A 20197-nucleotide genomic window follows, 5' to 3' on the forward strand; every position below is an offset into this window, starting at 1 on the left:
ACGGCCCCGTCCGCGGCCCCGATGGCCGCAGCAAACTCAGGAGTTACCCGTCATGGGTCAATCAGTTGTCGTTCTCGGCGCCCAGTGGGGCGATGAAGGCAAGGGCAAGATCGTCGATCTGCTGACCGAGGAAATCGGTGCAGTTGTGCGTTTCCAGGGTGGTCACAACGCCGGCCATACCTTGGTCATCAACGGCAAGAAGACCGTCCTGCACCTGATTCCGTCAGGCATCCTGCGCGACGAGGCGCTGTGCCTGATCGGCAATGGCGTGGTGATTTCCCCGGCCGCACTGCGCAAGGAAATCGAAGAGCTGGAAACCGCTGGCGTCGAAGTGCGTTCGCGCCTGAAGATCTCGCCGGCAGCGCCGCTGATCATGCCGTACCACATCGCCCTGGATCAGGCGCGTGAGAAGGCCGCTGGTGGCAAGGCCATCGGCACCACCGGCCGCGGCATCGGCCCGGCCTATGAAGACAAGGTTGCACGTCGCGGCATCCGCATCGCCGACCTGCACTATCCGGAACAGCTGGCTGAAAAGCTGCGTGCCGCGCTGGATTACCACAACTTCGTGCTGACCAAGTACCTGGGCGTGGAGCCGGTCGATTTCGACACCGTGTACCAGGAAGCACTGGCCTTCGGCGAATACGTCGAGCCGATGAAGTCCGACGTCGCCGGCATCTGCCATGACCTGCGCAAGCAGGGCAAGCGCGTGCTGTTCGAAGGCGCCCAGGGCGCACTGCTCGACATCGACCACGGCACCTACCCGTACGTCACCAGCTCCAACACCACCGTCGGTGGTGCACTGGCCGGTGCCGGCGTTGGCGCCGATGCCATCGACTATGTGCTGGGTATTGCCAAGGCTTACGCGACCCGCGTTGGCGGTGGCCCGTTCCCGACCGAGCTGGACGATGAAATCGGCCAGGGCATCCGCGACCGTGGCGCCGAGTACGGCGCGTCGACCGGCCGTCCGCGTCGCTGCGGTTGGATGGACATCGTCGCGCTGAAGCGCGCCGTGGCCATCAACGGTATCTCCGGCCTGTGCATCACCAAGCTCGATGTGCTCGACGGCATGGAAAAGCTGAAGGTCTGCATTGCCTATGAATACCGCGGCAAGCGTTCCGAATACGCACCGCTGGATGCGCAGGGCTGGGAAGAGTGCACCCCCGTGTACCTGGAGTTCCCGGGCTGGAGCGAAAACACCCACGGCATCACCGAGTGGGACAAGCTGCCGCCGGCCGCGCGTGCCTACCTGCGTTCGCTGGAAGAACTGGCAGGCTGCCCGGTGTCCATCGTCTCGACCGGCCCGGACCGCGACCACACCATGATCCTGCAGGATCCGTGGGGCTGATAGCCGCGCCGTGATGTAACAGCCAACGCCCCGCGAAAGCGGGGCGTTGTGTTTCGGGGCATTACCGACAAGGCCAAACCCGTAGTGCCGACCCATGGTCGGCAGGGGCATTACCGATAAAGCCCAACCTGTAGTGCCGACCCATGGTCGGCAGGTGCATTACCGGTAACGCCCATTGCCGACCATGGGTCGGCACTACAGGCAGCGCAGCACTGGCTAGAATGGCTGGGCACGCCCCCCGCTGCCAGCCTGACTGACCCGATGCGTATTGATCCTGCCGAAATCGAAGCCCTGTTCGACGCCATTCCCAGCGTGCTGTTTTTCGCCAAGGACATCGATGGGCGTTACACCCACGTCAACATGACGATGATGCAGCGCTTGGGCATGAAGTCGCGCAGTGACGCCATCGGCAAGCGTGCCGACGAGTTGTATCCGGTCGGGATGAGCGAGGCCTACACCGAACAGGACGCGCGGGTGCTGGCCGGCGAGGTGATCGAGAACGTGATGGAGCTGCAGCTGTTCCCCAACCAGCAGCCGGGGTGGTGCCTGACCTGCAAGCGGCCCATCGTCGAGAACGGCAAGGTGGTCGGATTGATAGGCATCTCGCGTGACCTCGGCCAGCGCGGTGGTCTGGAATCCCAATACGAACCGCTGCGGCTGGCACTTGATTACCTCAATACGCATTACGCCGAAAACGTGCGCATGCAGACCTTGCTGGATATCACCGGCTTCTCGTTGTCCAAGCTGGAGCGCTCGTTCCGCAAGGTGTTCCAGATGACGCCGCAGCAGGTGCTGACCCGCCTGCGCATCCAGATCGCACTGCACCTGCTGCACGGCGATGACAGTGTGGCCAGCATCGGCCAGGCCTGTGGTTTCAGTGACCAGAGTGCATTCACCCGCAAGTTCAAGGCTGAAGTGGGCATGGCGCCGCGGCAGTACCGGGCGATGATTGCCGAGCGCGCGCAACAGGACGCCGCCCGCGTCGGGCTATGACTTCCGGGAGTGTTGGGGGACGGTAGACGGGCAGATGATGGAAAGTTGGTGGGCCTCAAGCCCATGTCTTTTCGTCAGGAGCTTCGATGCGCCGTTCCCTTGTTGTCGCGATCAGTCTTGCCCTTTCCAGCGTTGCCACGCCTGCTGTCTTTGCTTCCGAGCCAACAGCCGGCGCTGCGGCCCGCAATGAAGCCACCACGCAGCTGCCGCGCACTGCGCGCCCGGATCATTACCGGGTGGAGATCACGCCGCACGCCGCACATATGCGCTTCGACGGCAAGGTCAGCATTGATCTGGAAGTGCTGCAGCCCACCAACAGCATCGTGTTGCAGGCAGCGGGCATGCGCTTCGGCAAGAGTCAGCTGCAACCCGCCGGCGGCAAGGCGATGCCGGCCACGGTCAGCGTGGATGAGGCCAATCAGACCGCCAGCTTTGTGGTGGCCAACCCGCTGCAGCCGGGCCGCTACACGCTGAGCATCGATTACAGCGGCACCATCAACACCCAGGCCAATGGCTTGTTCGCGCTGGATTACCCGGTAGCCGATGGCAGCAAGAAGCGCGCGCTGTTCACCCAGTTTGAAAATTCCGATGCACGCCGCTTCATTCCGTCCTGGGACGAGCCGGGCTTCAAGGCGACGTTCGATTTGAGCGTGACCGTGCCGGAAGCCGAGATGGCGGTCAGCAATATGCCGGTGGCCAGCAGCAAGGCGCTGGGCAAGGGTTTGAAGCAGGTGGTGTTCCAGACCACACCGAAGATGTCGACCTACCTGCTGTTCTTCTCCAGCGGCGAGTTCGAGCGCGCCACCGTCAAGGAAGGCGACACCGAGATCGGCGTGATTGCGCAGACCGGTAAGGTCGAACAGGCGCAGTTCGCGCTGGAAGGCAGTGCGGAAGTGTTGCGTGAATACAACGACTATTTCGGCGTGAAGTATCCACTGCCCAAGCTCGACAACGTCGCTGCACCTGGCGGCAGCCAGTTCTTCAGCGCGATGGAAAACTGGGGTGCGATCTTCACCTTCGAATATGCGCTGCTGCTGGACCCGGCCGTGTCCAGCGTCTCCGACAAGAAGGCGGTGTTCTCGATTGCCGCGCATGAGATCGCGCACCAGTGGTTCGGCAATCTGGTGACGATGGCGTGGTGGGATGACCTGTGGCTCAACGAAGGTTTCGCTTCATGGATGGAGGCGCGCACCACCCGCAAGCTGCACCCGGAATGGGACATCAACAACGTCGATGCCGCACATACCAGCCGCGGCGCGATGGGCCGCGATGCCTACGTCACCACCCATCCGATCGTGCAGCACGTGGCGACGGTGGAGCAGGCCAGCCAGGCCTTCGACGGCATCACCTATGGCAAGGGCTCGGCGGTGATCTCGATGTTCGAGGACTACGTCGGCGCGGATGCATGGCGTGATGGCGTGCGCCGTTACATCGGTGCCCATGCTTACGGCAATGCAGTCACCGATGACCTGTGGGCCGAGATCGACAAGGCGGCACCGGGCAAGCGCTTCATGGAAGTGGCGCATGATTTCACCCTGCAACCGGGCGTGCCCTTGATTCGTGCCAACAGCAGCTGCGTCGCCGGTAACACCCAGGTGAAGTTGAGCCAGGGCGAGTACACGATTGATCGCAAGGACAAGCAGCCGCTGCATTGGCGCGTGCCGGTGAGTCTGCGGGTGGGCAATGGTGAGGTGGTGCACACGCTGGTCGATGGCGACACCAACGTGCAGTTGCCGGGATGCACTGGGCCGCTGCTGGTCAATGCCGGGCAGAAGGGCTATTACCGCACCTTGTATGCGCCGACGCAGTTCAAGGCGCTGAGTGCAGGCTTCGACAAATTGCCGGTGGTCGACCAGCTCGGCGTGATGATGGATACCAGTGCACTGGCCGCAGCCGGCCTGCAGCCCGATGCGGATCTGCTCGATTTGATCGCGAAGATCAGTGCCGATGCGCCCATCGATCTGTGGGACATGGCGTCCGGCACACTGAGCGGGATCGACGGCATGTTCGACGGCGATACCGCGCGGCAGGCCGCCTTCCGCAGCTACGCACGTTCGCGTTTGTCGCCGGTATTTCAGTCGCTGGGTTGGGACGGTCAGGACAGCGACTCGGCGCAGACCAAGGAGTTGCGTAGCGGGCTGATCGGCACTCTGGCGGCGTTGGACGATGCGCAGGTGGTTGCCGAAGCGCAGCGCCGCTTTGATGCCTTCCTGGCCAAGCCGGATTCACTGTCGCCGGACCTGCGCAGCAGTGTGCTGGGTGTGGTGGCGCGCAATGCCGACGCGGCAACCTGGGACAAGCTGCACACGCTGGCCAAGCAGGAGACATCTGCAATGGTGCGTGACCAGTACTACGGATTGCTGGCCCTGCCCAAGGACAAGGCGCTGGCACAGCGGGCATTGGACATGGCGCTGACCGAGGAGCCGGGTGCGACCAACAGCGCGGGCATGATTGGTGGCGTATCGCACGAGCATGCGGACCTGGCCTTCGACTTCGCTGTTGCCCACCGCGAGAAGGTGGACACCCTGGTCGACAGCACCTCGCGTGCGCGTTACTACCCGGGCCTGGGCCGCAGTGCCGACAACCTGCAGATGGTGGACAAGATCAAGGCATTTGCCGATGCACACATCGCACCGACCTCGCGACGTGATGCGGAGACGGTGATTGCCGGTATCCAGACCAAGCTGCGGTTGCGTGCAGAGCGCAAGCCGCAGGTGGATGCCTGGTTGAAGCAGAAGGGGTATTGAGGCGCTGCAGCGGAGGTGCAAGTGCAGCTTTGAAGCTCCTCTCCCGCCTGCGGGAGAGGGGTTGGGGTGAGGGGAAGCTTCCAGCTGAGCAAAGTCAAAAGCCCCCCTCATCCGCCCGTTGGGCACCTTCTCCCGTAAACGGGAGAAGGGAAGGCCAGAGCCAGAGCCAAAGCCAAAAGCCAAAGCCAAAGCACAAGCTAAAGCTAAAGCTAAGGCTAAAGCTAAAGCTAAGGCAGAAGCCTAAGCAGAAGCCTAAGCCTAAGCAGAAGCAGAAGCAGAAGCAGAAGCAGAAGCCACAAAGCCAAAACCTTGCCCCGCTGTTTGCGGTGACCAAGAAAGACCAGCTGCTCCAATCTCCCAATCGTCACAAAAAAACAGCCGACTTTCGCCGGCTGTTTTCATTTGCGCATCAGGCAATCAAGCCCCGATCACGCCTCGACATCTTCCTTGTACGCATCCACCGGGATGCAGGCGCACATGATGTTCTTGTCGCCGTACACGTTGTCGACGCGTGCAACCGGCGGCCAGTACTTCTGCAACTTGAGCGACGGCAGCGGGAACGCTGCCAGCTCACGCGGGTAGGCATGCGTCCACTCGCTGGCCGACACTGCACCGGCAGTGTGCGGGGCGTGCTTGAGCGGGTTGTCCTCGCGGTCCAGCTTACCGTCTTCGATGGCCTGGATTTCCTCGCGGATCTGGATCATCGCGTCGATGAAGCGATCCAGTTCGTGCTGCGATTCGCTTTCGGTCGGCTCGACCATCAGCGTACCGGCAACCGGGAAGCTCAGGGTCGGGGCGTGGAAGCCGAAGTCGATCAGGCGCTTGGCCACGTCCTCGGCGCCGATACCGGAGGTCTTCTCCAGCGGACGCACGTCGAGGATGCACTCATGCGCCACCAGACCGTTACGGCCGGTGTACAGCGTGGCGTAATGCGGGGCCAGGCGCTTGGCGATGTAGTTGGCGTTGAGCAGCGCAACCTGGGTTGCCTTGCGCAGACCAGCGGTGCCCATCAGGGTGATGTACATCCAGCTGATCGGCAGGATCGAGGCGCTGCCGAAGCTGGCTGCGCTGACCATGCCGACCGGGCCGTTGTCGCCGAGCTTGCCCGGCAGGAACGGGGCAAGATGCGACTTCACCGCACACGGGCCAACGCCCGGGCCGCCGCCGCCGTGCGGGATGCAGAAGGTCTTGTGCAGGTTCAGGTGCGACACGTCCGAGCCCCACTTGCCGGGCTTGGCCACGCCGACCAGGGCGTTCATGTTGGCACCGTCGGTGTACACCTGGCCGCCGTGCTTGTGGATGATCTCGCAGATCTCGACCACTTCTTCCTCGAACACGCCGTGCGTGGACGGGTAGGTCATCATGATCGCAGCCAGGCGGTCACTGTACTTCTCGGCGTTGCGGCGGATGTCCTCGACATCGACGTTGCCGTTGCTGTCGGTCTTGGTCACGACCACGGTCATGCCGCACATCTGTGCCGAGGCCGGGTTGGTGCCGTGCGCCGAGTCCGGGATCAGGCAGATGTCGCGATGGCCTTCGTTGCGCGAGCGGTGGTAGGCGCGGATTGCCAGCAGGCCGGCGTATTCGCCCTGCGCGCCGGAGTTCGGCTGCAGGCTCACTGCGTCGTAGCCTGTGCACTCGACCAGCATCGCTTCCAGGCCGTCGATCAGTTCCTTGTAGCCCTGGGCCTGATCCGCCGGTGCCAGCGGGTGGATGTTGGCGAATTCCGGCCAGGTCACCGGGATCATTTCGGCGGTGGCGTTGAGCTTCATGGTGCAGCTGCCCAGCGGGATCATGGTGCGATCCATCGCCAGGTCCTTGTCGGCCAGCGAACGCAGGTAGCGCAGCATCTCGTGCTCGCTGTGGTGCGTGTTGAACACCGGGTGGGCGAGGAACTCGCTGCTGCGCAGCAGGCTCTTCGGCAGTGCGTCGGCGGTGCTGGCATCCAGTGCATCCACATCGACGCTGGCGCCGAACAGCTGGCCCAGCGCGACGACGTCGGCGCGGGTTGCGGTTTCGTCCAGGCTGATGCCGACCGAGCCGGCATCGATGATGCGCAGGTTGATACCGGCGGCTTCTGCCTTGGCCTTCAGCGCAGCCGAATCAACGCCGGTGATGTGCAGGGTGTCGAAGAAGTCGTTGCCGACCGCCACGCCCTTGCCACGCAGCGCGGCGGCGAGGATCGCGGCCAGGCGGTGGGTACGGCGGGCGATGCGCTGCAGGCCTTCCGGGCCGTGGTAGACGGCGTACATCGAGGCCATCACGGCCAGCAGCACCTGTGCGGTACAGATGTTGGAGGTGGCCTTCTCGCGACGGATGTGCTGCTCGCGGGTCTGCAGGGTCAGGCGGTAAGCGGCCTTGCCTTCGGCGTCGACCGAGACGCCGATCAGGCGGCCCGGCATTGAGCGCTTGTAGGCGTCACGGCAGGCCATGAAGGCCGCGTGGGGGCCGCCGAAACCGAACGGCACGCCGAAGCGCTGGCTGTTGCCGACGGCGATATCCGCGCCCCATTCGCCGGGGGCGGCGATCAGGGTCAGTGCCAGCAGGTCGGTGGCCACGGCGACCAGGCCCTGGCGGGCGTGCACGGCCTCGACCAGCGCCTTGTAGTCGCCGATGTTGCCGAGGCTGTCCGGGTACTGCAGCAGCACGCCGAAGGTGTCGGCGCTCAGCGCGTCAGCCGGCTTGCCGATCAGCAGTTCAATGCCCATCGGCTCGGCGCGGGTGCGCAGCAGTTCCAGCGTCTGCGGGTGCACGCTGTCCTGCACGAAGAAGACCTTGGACTTGGACTTGGCCGAACGCTTGGCCAGGGTCATCGCTTCGGCGGCGGCGGTGGCTTCGTCCAGCAGCGAGGCGTTGGCGATTTCCATGCCGGTCAGGTCGGCGACCATGGTCTGGAAGTTGATCAGCGCTTCCATGCGGCCCTGCGAGATCTCCGCCTGGTACGGCGTGTACGCCGTGTACCACGCCGGGTTCTCGAGGATGTTGCGCAGGATCACGTTCGGCGTGTGGGTGCCGTAATAGCCCTGGCCGATGAAGCTGCGCAGTACCTTGTTCTTGTCGGCGATGGCGCGGATCTTGGCCAGCGCGTCGACTTCGGTCAGCGACTCGGGCAGCGCCAGCGGCGCCGGCGACTTGATCGAGCCCGGCACGATGGCATCGGTGAGCGCTTCGAGCGAATCGTGGCCAACGGTGCGCAGCATCTGCGCGATTTCAGCGTCGTTGGGGCCGATGTGGCGGTCGACGAACGCGGAGTGGTGTTCGAGTTCGCGCAGCGAAGGGGTGTTCTGGGTCATGGCTGACGTCCGGAGAAGGCATGCAGGGCAGGGGCGGTGAGCCAGGCTCGCCTTGCCGCCGTCCGGTTGCCGCGCACACGCGACAACTCAGCCGGCAAGCCAAAGGCTTACCTCGCGCCCCTCTGTCCTTTTGCCTGAGAGTTTGGAAGCGACGCGACGAGGATCGTGCGCTTCGTGCACCTTCGGCGCCGGATTGAACCGGTCTCTCCAGAGTTTTGCTACGGGTGGTATCGGGCCTGAGCGATTACGGGCGTTTGCGCCTTCGGCAGCGGGGTGAACCGCTTCTCCCACCTTGTTCGTACAGCCTGCCGATTATAGCTCGGTATAGCCTGGTAAAGGCCCGGGGCAGACCCGCGCAGCGGGTTGGATTACCATCTGTATCCCGGTTTCAATCCCGCGCGTTGCACGCGTAAGGCCGGGCATCCCGGAACCGCTGGCTGAAGTGGGTGAATGTCCGGACAAATTGTCGCATCATGGCCGTCCAGCGCCGTCGCGCCCGGCCCTGTTCATCTTGTCTCTCACCCCGCATCGGCGCCCGCGCTGGTGCCGTTGCTGGTTATTGAAAGCCATGGAAGCAAGCAAGCAGGTTTCACTGCGTCGTATCGCCATTCTGGTGGCCGGTCTGTCGATGTTCGGCCCGTTCGCGATCGATGCGGTGTTCCCTGCATTCCCGCAGATGGGCGCCGACCTGGGCGCCGACAAGCTGGCGATGCAGCAGGTAATCAGCGTCTACCTGCTGGCCTATGCGCTGATGAGTCTGGTGCATGGCGCGTTGTCCGATGCGTTGGGCCGCAAAGTCGTGATCATCGGTGGCTTGGTGGTGTTCATCGGCGCATCCATCGGCTGTGCACTGTCCACGGACATGGGGACCCTGCTGCTGTTCCGCTTCCTGCAGGGTCTTTCGGCTGGCGTTGGCTACATCATCGGCCGCGCGGTGATTCGCGATCTATACGACGGTGACGACGCGCAGCGGCTGATGAGCCAGGTCTCGATGATCTTCTCCATCGCTCCGGCCATCGCCCCGATCATCGGCGGCTGGCTGCTGGGTTGGACGCATTGGCAGGGCATCTTCTGGTTTCTGGTCGCGTTCTCGGCACTGTTGCTGCTGATCACCTGCATCTGGCTGCCGGAAACCCATCCGCCGCATGCGCGCCTGAGCCTGCATCCCAAGCGGCTGCTGCAGGACTACATCAGCATCGGTATCAATCCGCGCTTCCTGCGCCTCGCCCTGGCCGGTTCGTTGGGCTTCGGTGGCTTGTTCCTGTACATCGCTTCGGCGCCAGCCTTCGTTCTCGATCTGCTGCACCTGAACGAGCGCCAGTTCGCCTGGTTGTTCATTCCCACCATCGGCGGCATGGCCTTGGGGGCCTATGCCTCCGGCCGCGCGGCAGGGCGCATGGACGGCGCGCGGGCGGTGCGTATCGGTTACTGCTTCATGGCGGTCGCGGCCATCTACAACATCAGCTACAACGCCTTCGCTACCGAAATGACGGTGCCGTGGGCGGTGCTGCCGTTCACCCTGACCTCGTTTGGCGTGGCGCTGATCTTCCCGATCCTGACCCTGGCCATCCTCGACATGTACCCGCGCCAACGCGGCACTGCCTCATCGATGCAGGCATTCAGCACCCTGGTCACCAACGCCATCATCGCCGGCGTGCTCTCGCCGATGCTCAGCCGTAGCGGCCTGACCCTGGCCATTGGCGCGGCCCTGTTCGGCCTGGGCAGCTGGGCGATGTGGAAGTGGGAGCGCATCAGTCAGCGCGCCCAGCGAGACGAAACCGCGTCCTGACACGAATTCACCCCCGCATCGGGGACAATAGCTGCGCCGCCATCGCCGGCGGCCGTTCAAAGAGTGAACAACTGATGTCGATCCAATCCAAAGGCCGCCGCGAGGCGAAGAAGAAGCTGGCCGAGCGCGAGCGCAACCAGGCCGAAGCCAACCCGCCGGTAAAGGCCAAAGTGGAACCGCATGCCGAGCTGCGCGACCAACACCGTGCATTGCTGGCTGGCATCGTCCGCCGTGATGGCGAGTGGGTGCTGGGCATGGATGGCAAGATCGCCGGTGAGACCACCAGCGCCGCACGTGTGCTGGCGCTGATCATGCAGGCTGCCGAGTGGCACGAGAACAACGACACGCCGGTGCGACTGATGTATTCCGATGCGCTCAAGGATGCCGCGCATGCTGAAGTTGCGGAGCAGGGCATCGACTTCGATACCTATAAACGCAACCTGGCCGGTGAGCTCGGTGCCAAGGGCAAGGCAGCCGCCGGTACGCATTGAGCGTGCTGACAAGCGGGAGAACGACAAGGGCGCCGTTGGCGCCCTTGTCGTTTGTAACGAGCGTTGCTTGCATCCCCAGCTCTTGTGGGAGCGGCGTGAGCCGCGAAGCATGTAGAGGATCCGTCGCAGCGTTTGGCATTTGTAGGAGCGGCGTGAGCCGCGAAGCTCGTAGTCCTCCCGTCGCATTGCTTCATTGCTATCGGTGAAGCTCCTGCCGAGCATGGCTCGGCACTACAGGGGGCGTTGGTAGCTCCACAACGGCCGGAACGCGCTGCGGTGCAGCCATGCCAATACAGCGAGATAGCAGAAGTGGAACGTGCCCCACGGCCAATCGTGGTTGAGAAACAGGTGGAAGATGAAGATGCCTGTCACCAGCGGTGCAAGAATCGCGATGCCGAGCGGCGCGGTGCGCTGGAACAGCAACAGGATCCCGCCTGCCAAGCAGCTGCCGGCAATCAATGGATCAACAATGCCGCTGTCGGTCAGCGCGGTGGTAAGAACCTTGGCGGCGGGCGCTTCCTTGTGGTCCGGCCACGCGGTGCCGAACAATTTATAGGAGAACCAACTGGCACCAACATAGGTGTAGAACAGGGCGAACAGCCAACGAGCAACAGCAATGATCCAGGTCATGCCAGGTACTCCTGTTGTGCCGCCGGGTGGCGGTTGATGTCGGGGCGGTCCGTCCCGTTGCCGGCTCTGCTCTCCGGTATCGGGTGTCCCCCTCTGCGGCGGATGGTAGCGCAGCGTTGTTGCGTCTGATGGGATTTCACGCGGATCAGGAGCCCGCGTCGCTTCAGGCAGATGATGCGTGGCTCGGGCCGGTGAAAAGCCGCACGCGCAGTTGTGGCTATAATCCGGATCACGACGTCCCCTGAGCATGGAGGCACACCTGATGTCTGTTGCAGCTATTCCTGATGTCTCGCTGGTTGATAACAGCGAGCAGCGCACGCCCTTGATCCTGGTGCTGGATTGTTCCGGCAGCATGGGCGGCGAGCCCATCGCGCAGTTGAATGCCGGGCTCAAGCTGCTGGAACAGGAGTTGAAGGGTGATGTGATCGCAGCCAAACGCGTACGCGTGCTGTTGATCGAATACGGTGACATGGACAACGCGGCGATCACCGGTGACTGGTGTGACGCGATGGACTTCAGCGCGCCGGAGCTTTCCGCCAATGGCACCACGCCGACCGGCGCGGCGGTGGAACTGGCATTGCAGGAGATCGAAGACGAGAAGGCCCGCTTCCGTCAGGCTGGCGTTGCCTATACGCGGCCGTGGCTGTTCCTGATGTCCGACGGCAATCCTACCGATGCCTGGGAGGCAGTCGCCGAACGCTGCCGCGATGCCGAACAGCAGAACAAGGTCGCGGTGTTCCCGATTGGCGTTGGCAACGCCGACATGGGCGTGCTTGGCCAGTTCAGCCGTAACGGCGAGCGTGGCGTCAAACGCCTGCAGGGGCTGCAGTTCAAGGAGCTGTTCATGTGGCTCAGTGCCAGCATGCGGGTGGTATCCAATTCCACGCCCGGTGGCCAGGTACAGCTGCCGTCGACGGATAGCTGGTCGAACGTGACGGTTTGACCATGGGCTGGCGGGTGATGGCCGCATCGGCCACGGGACGTTCCCATCTGGATCGCGGGCAACCGTGCCAGGACGCCTACGCATCGGCAAGCGCTGGCCGTGTATTGGTTGCCGCGGTGTGTGATGGCGCAGGTTCGGCGTCACACAGTGATACCGGCGCAAAAACGGTTTCCGCTGCGGTAGTGGCGGCGGTCGCCGCGCATCGCCAGTTGGGCGGCGAACCTGCGGCCCTGGCAGTGGAAGCGGTGCGGGAAATCATCGAGGCCGCAATCATCGATGCCCGCGAGCAACTGGGCAGTGTGGCTGCGGCCAAACAGCTGACGCTTGCCGATCACGCCTGCACCCTGGTTGGCGTTGTGGCTGACGCAAACGGCGGCTGGTTCTTCCATGTGGGTGATGGTGTTGCAGCCTGCGAGTTCGCGCCGCCGCAGCTGCCGGCGGTATCGCTGCCGGCCAATGGTGAGTACGCCAACGAAACATGGTTCGTTACCGGCGGCAACTGGCGCGAGCAGCTGCGCCTTACCCGCTTCGATGGGCAGGCGCAGGCCATCGTGCTGATGTCCGATGGTGTGCAACCGTTTGCGATGACGCGTGATGGCAGCGGCTTGTTCCAGCCGTTCATCGCGCCGGTGCTGCGCTACCTGGGCGGCGTGGACGCCGGGCACGGCAGCCAGGCCTTGCAGGCGACGCTGGCCGACCCGCGTACCGATCACATCACCGGCGACGACAAGACGTTGCTGGTGGCGTTGCCGGTCTAGGCGCATGGCCGCGCAAGCCGGCGATACCATTTACGACGAACGCCGTGCACCGTTGACGCTGGGCCGACTGCTCAAAAGCGGTGGCGCCGGCAGCGTGTTCCTGATCAAGGAGCGCCCGCTGGAGGTAGCCAAGCTCTATCACTCGGACAAGGGCGGGCAGGTCTACGAGCGCAAGGTACGGGCGATGCTGGAGCTGCGTCCGGACCTGCCCGATGTCGAGGACAAGGGCGTGCGCCAGGTGCAGATCGCCTGGCCTACCGGTCTGCTGCGGGACAAGGCGCGACGCTTCATCGGCTTCACCATGCCGGTGCTGGATGTGGCGGCTACCAGTGACCTGGAGCATGTACTGCAGGAACGGCAGGCACGCGAAGAAGGACTGCCCACCGCGCTTGGGCCGAAGATGACCCTGGCCGCCAACCTTGCGGTGATGCTGGCGGCGCTGCACGAGCGACAGCACTACGTGGTGGACCTGAAGCCGCTCAACGTGCGTTTCTACCGAAAGTCCTTGTTCATCGCGATGCTGGATTGCGATGGTTTCAGTATCCAGGGCAAGGGCGAACGTTTCCTCTCCGAACAGGTCACGACCGATTACCTTGCCGCGGAGTTTCAACAACGCGGTGTCGCCTCCGGCGAAGAGGAAGCGCAGGACAGGTTCGCGCTGGCAGTGATGGTATTTCAGCTGCTCAATTCGGGCCTGCATCCGTATAGCGGGCGCCCGAATGGCAGCACATTGCCCAGCGATCTGCCGGGGCGCATCGCCGCAAATCTGTATCCATACGGGGTGTCGAAAAACGAATCACGGATACTGCCTTCGCCGGTCAGCGGCCATGAGGCGTTTCCCGCCGATCTACGCGAGATGTTTGATCGTGCCTTCGCCAGCCAGGCGCGGCGACGCCCGGCTGCGGCGGAATGGTCGTCGCTGTTGCTGCGTTACGCGCGGCGTAGCAACGGATTGCTGGCGAAGTGTGCAACGGACGGTACCCATCAACATTTCAGTGGCATGCCGTGTGCAGCGTGTGCGCGCGCAGCGCTGCTGAAGCGTAGTGCTCGTGCCACGCAGACACGGGTGCAACAGGCAACTGCGGGTGGCAAGAAGACGACGCGGGCTGCGCGCCGCACCCAAGCGGCAACACCGAATGTAGCTGCTGCCCTGAATGCAGCAGCACCCACAGCGGCCACACCGCCTGCAGGCTTGGGCATGCGCGTGTTCTTCGCGGTGATCGGGCCCTTGTTGCTGGGATGGGCATTCAGCTGGGGGATGTCGGCGTACCGCGGTTTCCAGACGGCCAAGGACCCTGGTTGGTGGTTGACCTTGGGGCTGGGATTCCAGAGTGGTCTGCTGCTGGCTGCGGTGTTGTTGTTCATTGTCTGCGTGCCGGTATTGATCCTGAGCAAGCGGCCATGAAGGTCACCATCGGGGTCGTCATTGCGCTGTTGCTGTTGTTGCTCGTGATGCTGTTCGCGGGTTGGTTGGGTGTTTACGTCTACGGTGCGATCGAATGGGTCGGACATCTGTTTTCGACGGGCGTGCTGCCTGACGGAAGGGCTGCTTTCCGTGCCGGTCTGTTGCTGGGCGGGCTGGTGTCGGTGGGGGCGCTGCTGCGGGTGGCGATCATGGACAAGTCCCACGAGTACGCCGGCGCAGGACTGTTCGTGGCGTTTGCCTTCGCCTTGCTGCTGTTCTTCACCCGTGTCTCGCCATTCGCCAAAGCCAATGACGAGGCGCGTTCTTTGATGTTTGCGGAGAGCACGCCTGCGGGAAAGCCCAACGAGATTCCCGAGTGGTACTCGCGCAGCAGCTATGAGCGGGATGCAGCCGGCAAGGTGCATGCACTTGCCAGGGCTGCGGCACGTGGTGACCAGCAACGAGTGGATGCTGGACTGGAAGAACTGCAGCGGTGGGCGCGCCGGGGTGTGCGTATCGGCGGTGACCGCGAGGCGTTCAATGCTGCGCGGGAAAGGTTCAATGCCACGTTCGATATGCCAGCGGGCAGGGAGAAAAGAGACAAGTTGGGCAGGCTGCGCCACGAGGCGCTGAGGGCAATGTGGCAGGCCGTACCCGAGGTGGATGTCGCAGGACGACGGGTGCTGGTGCAGGATCTGGCGGTATTCGCGTTTGCGCTGCGGCTGCATGCCGAGCGCAATCCCACCGAGGTCGAAGATCCGCGCGAGGGCGAGCTGCTTGATGACAAGCTCATTGAGCTGGTTCGCCTGCAGGAGGCGATTCTTGGCTACGCCCCCAGGTCGGCTGAGTTCTGGTCGATCTACGCCGCCACGATAGTGGATGCAGACGAAGAGGTAGCGCTTGGTGCTTTGCTGATTGCTGATCAGCTGCGGCGTTCCGCTGGCTCGGGCTACTCTGCGATGACGATGTCCATCAGTGATGAGATGCTGTTCCAGTCGGATATGCGGGTCAGCACAGGCTTGCTGCCGGAAGCTTCGATAGCACGTCTGGGTATTCTCAAGGCACGCGCCGCGGCGATGGTTGGAAAGGCCGTGTCTACTTCGGGGGGCAGTAGTGCATTGGTGGAAGGGGCGAAGACGTCTTCTCCCGAACAGGTGCTACCTGCGGCACAGTATGTACACACAGGAAAAGGCTTGTTGCCCTCACCGCGATTGATGCCGCCCATGGCAATGCCGATGGAGAGCGCCGGAACGATGGTCTGGGCTGACTTGCTGTCTGCAGGATTCGAACAGGAGCAGCGGCCTGTCGCGCTGTCGTCTTCCGGCATAAGCAGCGATAGCAGCCTGCGTGTGGCGGTAGACGTCTTGGCCGATGGCAGCATCAGCTCGGTCCTGATTGAACGCAGCAGCGGTGATCCCGCGCTGGATGATGCCACGCGCGCCTCGGCGCGCCGCTGGAAGGCGACACTCCCGATAGCTGCGGAAGGGGAGCGGCGCAGGGTGCAGGTGAGATTCGAAGCGCCTCCGCGCCTGGAAGCACTCTCCGATCGACCACCACCGCCAATGGTGCCGGGAAGGGAAGTCAGTGCTGCGCCGAGTGACTCGCCGCCATCGCCCCCTGTTTCAAGGGCTACCTTGGAACACCTGCAGGAGCTGCTCGCGAGCAAGGCCCGTTTCAACCCGCCGCGCTATCCGTCAGCCGCATGGAGTGAGAGGGTCGGTGGCAGGGTAGTGCTGGCAATTACCTTGTCTGGAACCGGTGAGGTTCGCAACGTTGTCGTTGCAACCAGCAGCGGCAACGCCTTGCTCGATAACGCCGCACGCGAAGCAGCATTGGGCTGGAACGTATCGCCACAAAAAACAGTAGCGGATGTAGGTGAGGTCACCCTTCGCATGCCGGTGGTGTTCAAGGTGGAGTAGTTGCTGGAGAGTCGGATCACCCGATCGACGCGGGCGACACTGCAAGCGTGCTGCGTGAATGCAGTGGACTCTGATCCGTTGGTGATCGAATGGGCAGACGCGTTGATCTGTTCCTTACACTTCAATAGTCACGCGCAGCATCGAACCACCGCTGCGCCAGTTCTTCAGTCACTCCAATACGCACGGCGTGCTCGAAGCGGCTGAGCTGCCATATGGCTTCGCCAAGATCCTCGCGTTCGGCCGTCTCTATTCCCTTGAGCGTGTTGAAGCGTTGGGTGAATTCGGTGAAGGCTGCTTCACCATCGGCCAACGAGTGCGCAGAAGCCAGGCTTGCCAAGGCTGCATCGAACGCTTCATTGGCCTGCTTGGCCAAGCGTTTGGGCCACGCCGAGAACGGGCGGCCGAACTCGCTTTCCCACCAGCTTGCCTTACGAAGCTGCGAGACCGATGCATGTCCGGTCCACGGGCGCTGCTGGGCACGTGTCTTCAGTTGCTGGCGCAGGCGCTTGCCTGCAGCCTCTTCGACATTGAAGGCAATGAAGCCATCCAGCGCGGGCCAGCAGCCAAGTGCTGGCAGACCTTCCAACGACGGCATGTAACGCAGCTGCAGGTTCTGCAGCTGCGGCTGTGCCGCAAGTGCTTCAAGGTCGACGAAATTGCCATACAGGCTCAGCGATTTCAGATGTTTGAAGCGCGACAGGCATTTCAGCGAGACCGGGCGTGCCATCGGTTTGTTGACCAGCATCAGGTCGTGGACGTCATGCAGCTCGCCCATGTCCGGTAGCTGGAACGCAGTGGTCTCCCTGCGCGAGCCCGTTTCCGGGGCCAGCGACAGGGAGTGGGGCAGTTGCCCCTGTGCGGAGAAGCGGCCGATATCGCCGGAGATGCTCAGGTGCAGGTTTGCTGCGATTTTCTGCCCGGGCAGGAGCATCTGCAGGCTCGCACCCGGCACGCCCAGTTGAATCGCCAAGGTGCGGATATTGGATTGGCTGGCATCGACTACGGTATCGGTGTCGAGCCCGGGCACCCAGGTCAGCTGCTCGATGGGGCGCTGACGGGCCCACTCGAAAATGCTTTGGTCGTTGCCCGTGTAGTGGATCACACGCGGCCAGGGTGAGCCGGCTGGCGTGGCGAATGGATTGAACACCGCCCAGTTGATCTTGAGATCAGCGGCGACCTGAAGATCCGGTTTTGCTGCCGAGCCAGGAGGTGAGATCACCAGGCTGCCCACACCCAGCGTGCGAACCAGGGTATGGCTAGCGGCGCCAGTGAGGTCGATCGGATAGCTGCCGGGCCCGGTCAGGAGTGTGTCCGGTCTGTTGTCCGCTGCGGCGTTGCTGCTGTCCATGTTCATCCTTGGAATGGCTGTCGTCCATCCGTGTCGAACGCGCTGTTCGCATTGGTGATGCCGACATGCCTCCGATCATTGCTTGTACTGTCGGACGCAAGCACCACGCCGACCGGATGTGCATGAACAGCGAGCGCGACAAGCGCAGCAGCAAATCTCATTCGTATCTCCCGAAGTTGCTGGGTAACGATGCCATGGCCTCGCTATGTGTCAAGGCGGATGCCTGGTGGATCGGGATGTGCTGCTGCTCTGCCGGTTACTGCCGTTGGTAGCTGGCTTGGACGCAGATGCTGTGCGAGCGGATAAACAAAGGGCGCCATTGCGGCGCCCTTTGCGTGCTTCCTCAGCTACAGCGCTTACGGTGCCGACGGCTGCGCCGGTGCGGCCGCTGGAGCAGCAGCCGGTACAACAGCCGGAGCTGCCGCCTGCCAGCCGCACATCTGGCCTTCGTTCTGCTGCTTCAGCCATTCCTGCAGCGGTGCGAAGTATTCCAGCATCGGTGCGGCGTCGAGCTTCTCGGTGCCGGTCAGTTCCTTCAGCGTGGCCTGCCACGGCTGGCTGGAACCCTTGCTCAGCATTGCCCAGAACTTCTGGCCGGCTTCCTTGTTGCCGTAGAAGCTGCACTCGTTGAGCGGGCCGGTGTAGCCGGACGCGTCGCACAGGCCCTTGTAGAACTGGTACTGCAGGATTCGGGCCAGGAAGTAGCGCAGGTACGGGGTGTTGCCCGGCACGTGGTACTTGGCGCCGGCGTCGAAGAACTCTTCGCCGCGTGCGCTGGCCGGGGCCACGCCCTGGTACTGCGCCTTCAGTTCCCACCACTTCTGGTTGTACTGGTCCGGCTTGATCGAGCCGTCGAACACGCCCCAGCGCCAGCGGTCGATCATCAGCCCGAACGGCAGGAACGACACGCCCGACATCGCCATGCGCATCTGCGCATTGATGGTGGCTTCGCGGCTTTCCTGCTGCGCGCCGACCAGACCGATCGAGTTGAGGTACTTCGGCGTCATCGCCAGCACGATGGTGTCGCCGATGGCTTCGTGGAAGCCGTCGTTGGCACCGCCTTGGAACAACGGCGGCAGCGGGTTGTAGGCCAGGTCGTAATAGATGTGGCCGAGCTCGTGGTAGATGGTGGTGAAGTTTTCTTCGTTCGGGGTGATGCACATCTTGGTGCGCACGTCCGCGCCGATGTCCTTGCCGTCGCCGCCCATGTTCATGTCCCAGGCGCTGGCGTGGCAGACCACGTTGCGGTCCAGCGGCTTGATGAACTGGGTGTTCTGCCAGTAGCTCTCCGGCAGCTTGGGCATGCCCAGCGAGACATAGAAGTCCTGTGCACGCTCGGTCATCTGCCGGGCGGTGACCAGTTCGGCCTCACGCTGTGCCTTGAAGCGGCTTGCCGGATCGGCGCCGCCGGCCTTGGCCAGCGCAGCGCTGAGGTTGGTCTGGTACTGCTTTTCCAGCGCAGCGGTGATGTCCAGGCTGCCCGCGTTCGGGTACGGCGCGGTCATGTCCCACAGGTTGCTCCAATCCTGCTGCCACATGTTGCCGGTCAGGTGCGCGGCAATCATGCCGCCACCCACTTCGGCCTTGTCCTTGCCGTATTCCTTGTCCAGCTTGGCGCGGGTATAGCAATGCACCTGCTCGTAGAGCGGCTTGACCTGCTCCCACAGGCGGTCGGTTTCCGGTCCGACCTGGTCGGCCGGCATGTCGTAGCCGCTGCGCCACATCTGGCCGGCATCGCTATAGCCCAGTTCGCGGGCGCCTTCGTTGACCAGTTCGACGAAACGCTGGTAATTGGCACGCGACGGCACGGCGGTGGACTGCCAGCCCTGCCAGGCATCGAGCTGCTTGTCGTAGTCACGCGAGGTGGCCAGCACCTTCTCAAGGTCGCCGAGCTGGCGGCAGTTCTTGTTGTCGCCTTCGCCGACGCAGTAGGTGCCGGCGCCGTAATCGCCTTCAAGCTTGGTGGCGATGCCGGCCAGTTCGGCCAGCTTCTGCGGGTCGCGCGGTGCCGGCATCGAGGTCATCAGCTTGAGCAGGCTGATGGCGCGCTTGGTGTCGGCGCTCATCGGCTGGCCTTCGTACTTGTTGGCCTGCTCGATCCAGCCATTGAGCACGGTCAGCCAGCGCTCGTTGGCCTTGGCCGCGACACGTGCCGAATCGTCATTGATGTAGGTGGACGACAGCCACTGCGCCGAGGTCATTTCCGGGTACATGGCCTTGTATTCGGCATTGACGCGGGCGATGAACTGGTCAGCGCTTTCGGCCGGTGCGGCCTGGGTGGTGGCCGGCTTGGCGGTATCGGTGGCGGCGTCCTTTTTACAGGCAGCCAGCGAGAGCACGGCCACGCCAACGGCGGCGGCCAGGACCAAATGACGATTCTTCACAGCAAACCCCGGTTTGTAAGTACCGGCGAAGGCTAGTGGGGCGACGGCCGGGCCGCAAGTGGGGAAAGGGATAGGTCCCTGTAGTGCCGAGCCATGCTCGGCAGGAGGAATCATTTTTGTAGTGCCGAGCCATGCTCGGCAGGGGCTTTACC

13 protein-coding genes and 1 riboswitch are annotated in these 20197 nt (G+C 63.3%); of the genes, 9 read left to right on the plus strand and 4 right to left on the minus strand.

All coding sequences use genetic code 11. The features are described 5' to 3' along the window. Nucleotides 1-52: 52 nt before the first annotated feature. From ACVOLS_RS09110 to ACVOLS_RS09120, 3 genes are all read left to right on the plus strand, one after another. Nucleotides 53-1345, plus strand: a complete 1293-nt coding sequence (locus ACVOLS_RS09110) for an adenylosuccinate synthase (RefSeq protein ID WP_481545374.1) — start codon at nt 53-55, stop codon at nt 1343-1345. Between the two features lie 261 nt (nt 1346-1606). Beyond that, nucleotides 1607-2338, plus strand: a complete 732-nt coding sequence (locus tag ACVOLS_RS09115; RefSeq protein WP_481545375.1) for an AraC family transcriptional regulator — start codon at nt 1607-1609, stop codon at nt 2336-2338. A gap of 86 nt (nt 2339-2424) precedes the next feature. Continuing rightward, the gene (locus tag ACVOLS_RS09120; protein ID WP_481545376.1) at nt 2425-5085 is read left to right on the plus strand and encodes a M1 family metallopeptidase; all 2661 of its coding nucleotides are present in this window, start codon (nt 2425-2427) and stop codon (nt 5083-5085) included. A 428-nt stretch (nt 5086-5513) separates the two neighbouring features. Here the strand turns inward: ACVOLS_RS09120 and gcvP are convergent, their stop codons facing one another. Next, a complete protein-coding gene (gene gcvP / locus ACVOLS_RS09125; RefSeq protein WP_481545377.1) occupies nt 5514-8378 on the minus strand; it encodes an aminomethyl-transferring glycine dehydrogenase in 2865 nt (954 codons plus the stop codon). A 112-nt stretch (nt 8379-8490) separates the two neighbouring features. Beyond that, a riboswitch (glycine riboswitch) is annotated at nt 8491-8599 on the minus strand. A 347-nt stretch (nt 8600-8946) separates the two neighbouring features. On the opposite strand from gcvP, the gene ACVOLS_RS09130 reads away from it, so the two are divergent. Then, the gene (locus ACVOLS_RS09130) at nt 8947-10167 is read left to right on the plus strand and encodes a multidrug effflux MFS transporter (RefSeq protein WP_481545378.1); all 1221 of its coding nucleotides are present in this window, start codon (nt 8947-8949) and stop codon (nt 10165-10167) included. A 74-nt stretch (nt 10168-10241) separates the two neighbouring features. Continuing rightward, nucleotides 10242-10658: a hypothetical protein gene (locus tag ACVOLS_RS09135; protein ID WP_481545379.1), complete on the plus strand. Its 417-nt coding sequence runs from the start codon at nt 10242-10244 to the stop codon at nt 10656-10658. A gap of 231 nt (nt 10659-10889) precedes the next feature. Here ACVOLS_RS09135 and ACVOLS_RS09140 read toward each other — a convergent pair whose 3' ends face one another. After that, on the minus strand, nt 10890-11288 hold the full coding sequence (locus tag ACVOLS_RS09140) for a hypothetical protein (protein ID WP_481545380.1): 399 nt from the start codon (nt 11286-11288) through the stop codon (nt 10890-10892). 262 nt (nt 11289-11550) lie between these two features. Here ACVOLS_RS09140 and ACVOLS_RS09145 point away from each other — a divergent pair, with 262 nt between their 5' ends. Genes ACVOLS_RS09145 through ACVOLS_RS09160 form a run of 4 tightly spaced genes read left to right on the plus strand, consistent with a single transcriptional unit; the run spans nt 11551 to nt 16313 of the window. Beyond that, nucleotides 11551-12231, plus strand: a complete 681-nt coding sequence (locus ACVOLS_RS09145) for a vWA domain-containing protein (RefSeq protein ID WP_481545381.1) — start codon at nt 11551-11553, stop codon at nt 12229-12231. A 2-nt stretch (nt 12232-12233) separates the two neighbouring features. Further along, nucleotides 12234-12989: a PP2C family serine/threonine-protein phosphatase gene (locus ACVOLS_RS09150; protein WP_481545401.1), complete on the plus strand. Its 756-nt coding sequence runs from the start codon at nt 12234-12236 to the stop codon at nt 12987-12989. A 4-nt stretch (nt 12990-12993) separates the two neighbouring features. After that, nucleotides 12994-14394, plus strand: coding sequence for a hypothetical protein (locus tag ACVOLS_RS09155; RefSeq protein WP_481545382.1), 1401 nt, complete (start codon nt 12994-12996; stop codon nt 14392-14394). Continuing rightward, nucleotides 14391-16313 (plus strand): energy transducer TonB, encoded by a 1923-nt coding sequence (locus ACVOLS_RS09160; RefSeq protein WP_481545383.1) that lies wholly within the window; start codon nt 14391-14393, stop codon nt 16311-16313. Before ACVOLS_RS09155 ends, ACVOLS_RS09160 begins: the two co-directional genes overlap by 4 nt. A gap of 121 nt (nt 16314-16434) precedes the next feature. Here ACVOLS_RS09160 and ACVOLS_RS09165 read toward each other — a convergent pair whose 3' ends face one another. Both ACVOLS_RS09165 and ACVOLS_RS09170 read right to left on the minus strand, forming a co-directional pair. Next, nucleotides 16435-17661 carry a hypothetical protein gene (locus ACVOLS_RS09165; RefSeq protein ID WP_481545384.1) on the minus strand — a complete coding sequence of 409 codons (1227 nt, stop codon included), beginning with the start codon at nt 17659-17661 and terminating at the stop codon, nt 16435-16437. 356 nt (nt 17662-18017) lie between these two features. Beyond that, on the minus strand, nt 18018-20045 hold the full coding sequence (locus ACVOLS_RS09170) for a M2 family metallopeptidase (RefSeq protein ID WP_481545385.1): 2028 nt from the start codon (nt 20043-20045) through the stop codon (nt 18018-18020). Nucleotides 20046-20197: the final 152 nt, after the last annotated feature.

It is taken from the genome of Stenotrophomonas sp. STEN038 (assembly GCF_056759895.1).

Coding starts and splice junctions, on each gene's coding strand:
- ACVOLS_RS09110 (WP_481545374.1), top strand. CDS start 53: ATGGGTCAATCAGTTGTCGTTCTCGGCGCCCAGTGGGGCGATGAAGGC.
- ACVOLS_RS09115 (WP_481545375.1), top strand. CDS start 1,607: ATGCGTATTGATCCTGCCGAAATCGAAGCCCTGTTCGACGCCATTCCC.
- ACVOLS_RS09120 (WP_481545376.1), top strand. CDS start 2,425: ATGCGCCGTTCCCTTGTTGTCGCGATCAGTCTTGCCCTTTCCAGCGTT.
- gcvP (WP_481545377.1), bottom strand. CDS start 8,378: ATGACCCAGAACACCCCTTCGCTGCGCGAACTCGAACACCACTCCGCG.
- ACVOLS_RS09130 (WP_481545378.1), top strand. CDS start 8,947: ATGGAAGCAAGCAAGCAGGTTTCACTGCGTCGTATCGCCATTCTGGTG.
- ACVOLS_RS09135 (WP_481545379.1), top strand. CDS start 10,242: ATGTCGATCCAATCCAAAGGCCGCCGCGAGGCGAAGAAGAAGCTGGCC.
- ACVOLS_RS09140 (WP_481545380.1), bottom strand. CDS start 11,288: ATGACCTGGATCATTGCTGTTGCTCGTTGGCTGTTCGCCCTGTTCTAC.
- ACVOLS_RS09145 (WP_481545381.1), top strand. CDS start 11,551: ATGTCTGTTGCAGCTATTCCTGATGTCTCGCTGGTTGATAACAGCGAG.
- ACVOLS_RS09150 (WP_481545401.1), top strand. CDS start 12,234: ATGGGCTGGCGGGTGATGGCCGCATCGGCCACGGGACGTTCCCATCTG.
- ACVOLS_RS09155 (WP_481545382.1), top strand. CDS start 12,994: ATGGCCGCGCAAGCCGGCGATACCATTTACGACGAACGCCGTGCACCG.
- ACVOLS_RS09160 (WP_481545383.1), top strand. CDS start 14,391: ATGAAGGTCACCATCGGGGTCGTCATTGCGCTGTTGCTGTTGTTGCTC.
- ACVOLS_RS09165 (WP_481545384.1), bottom strand. CDS start 17,661: ATGGACAGCAGCAACGCCGCAGCGGACAACAGACCGGACACACTCCTG.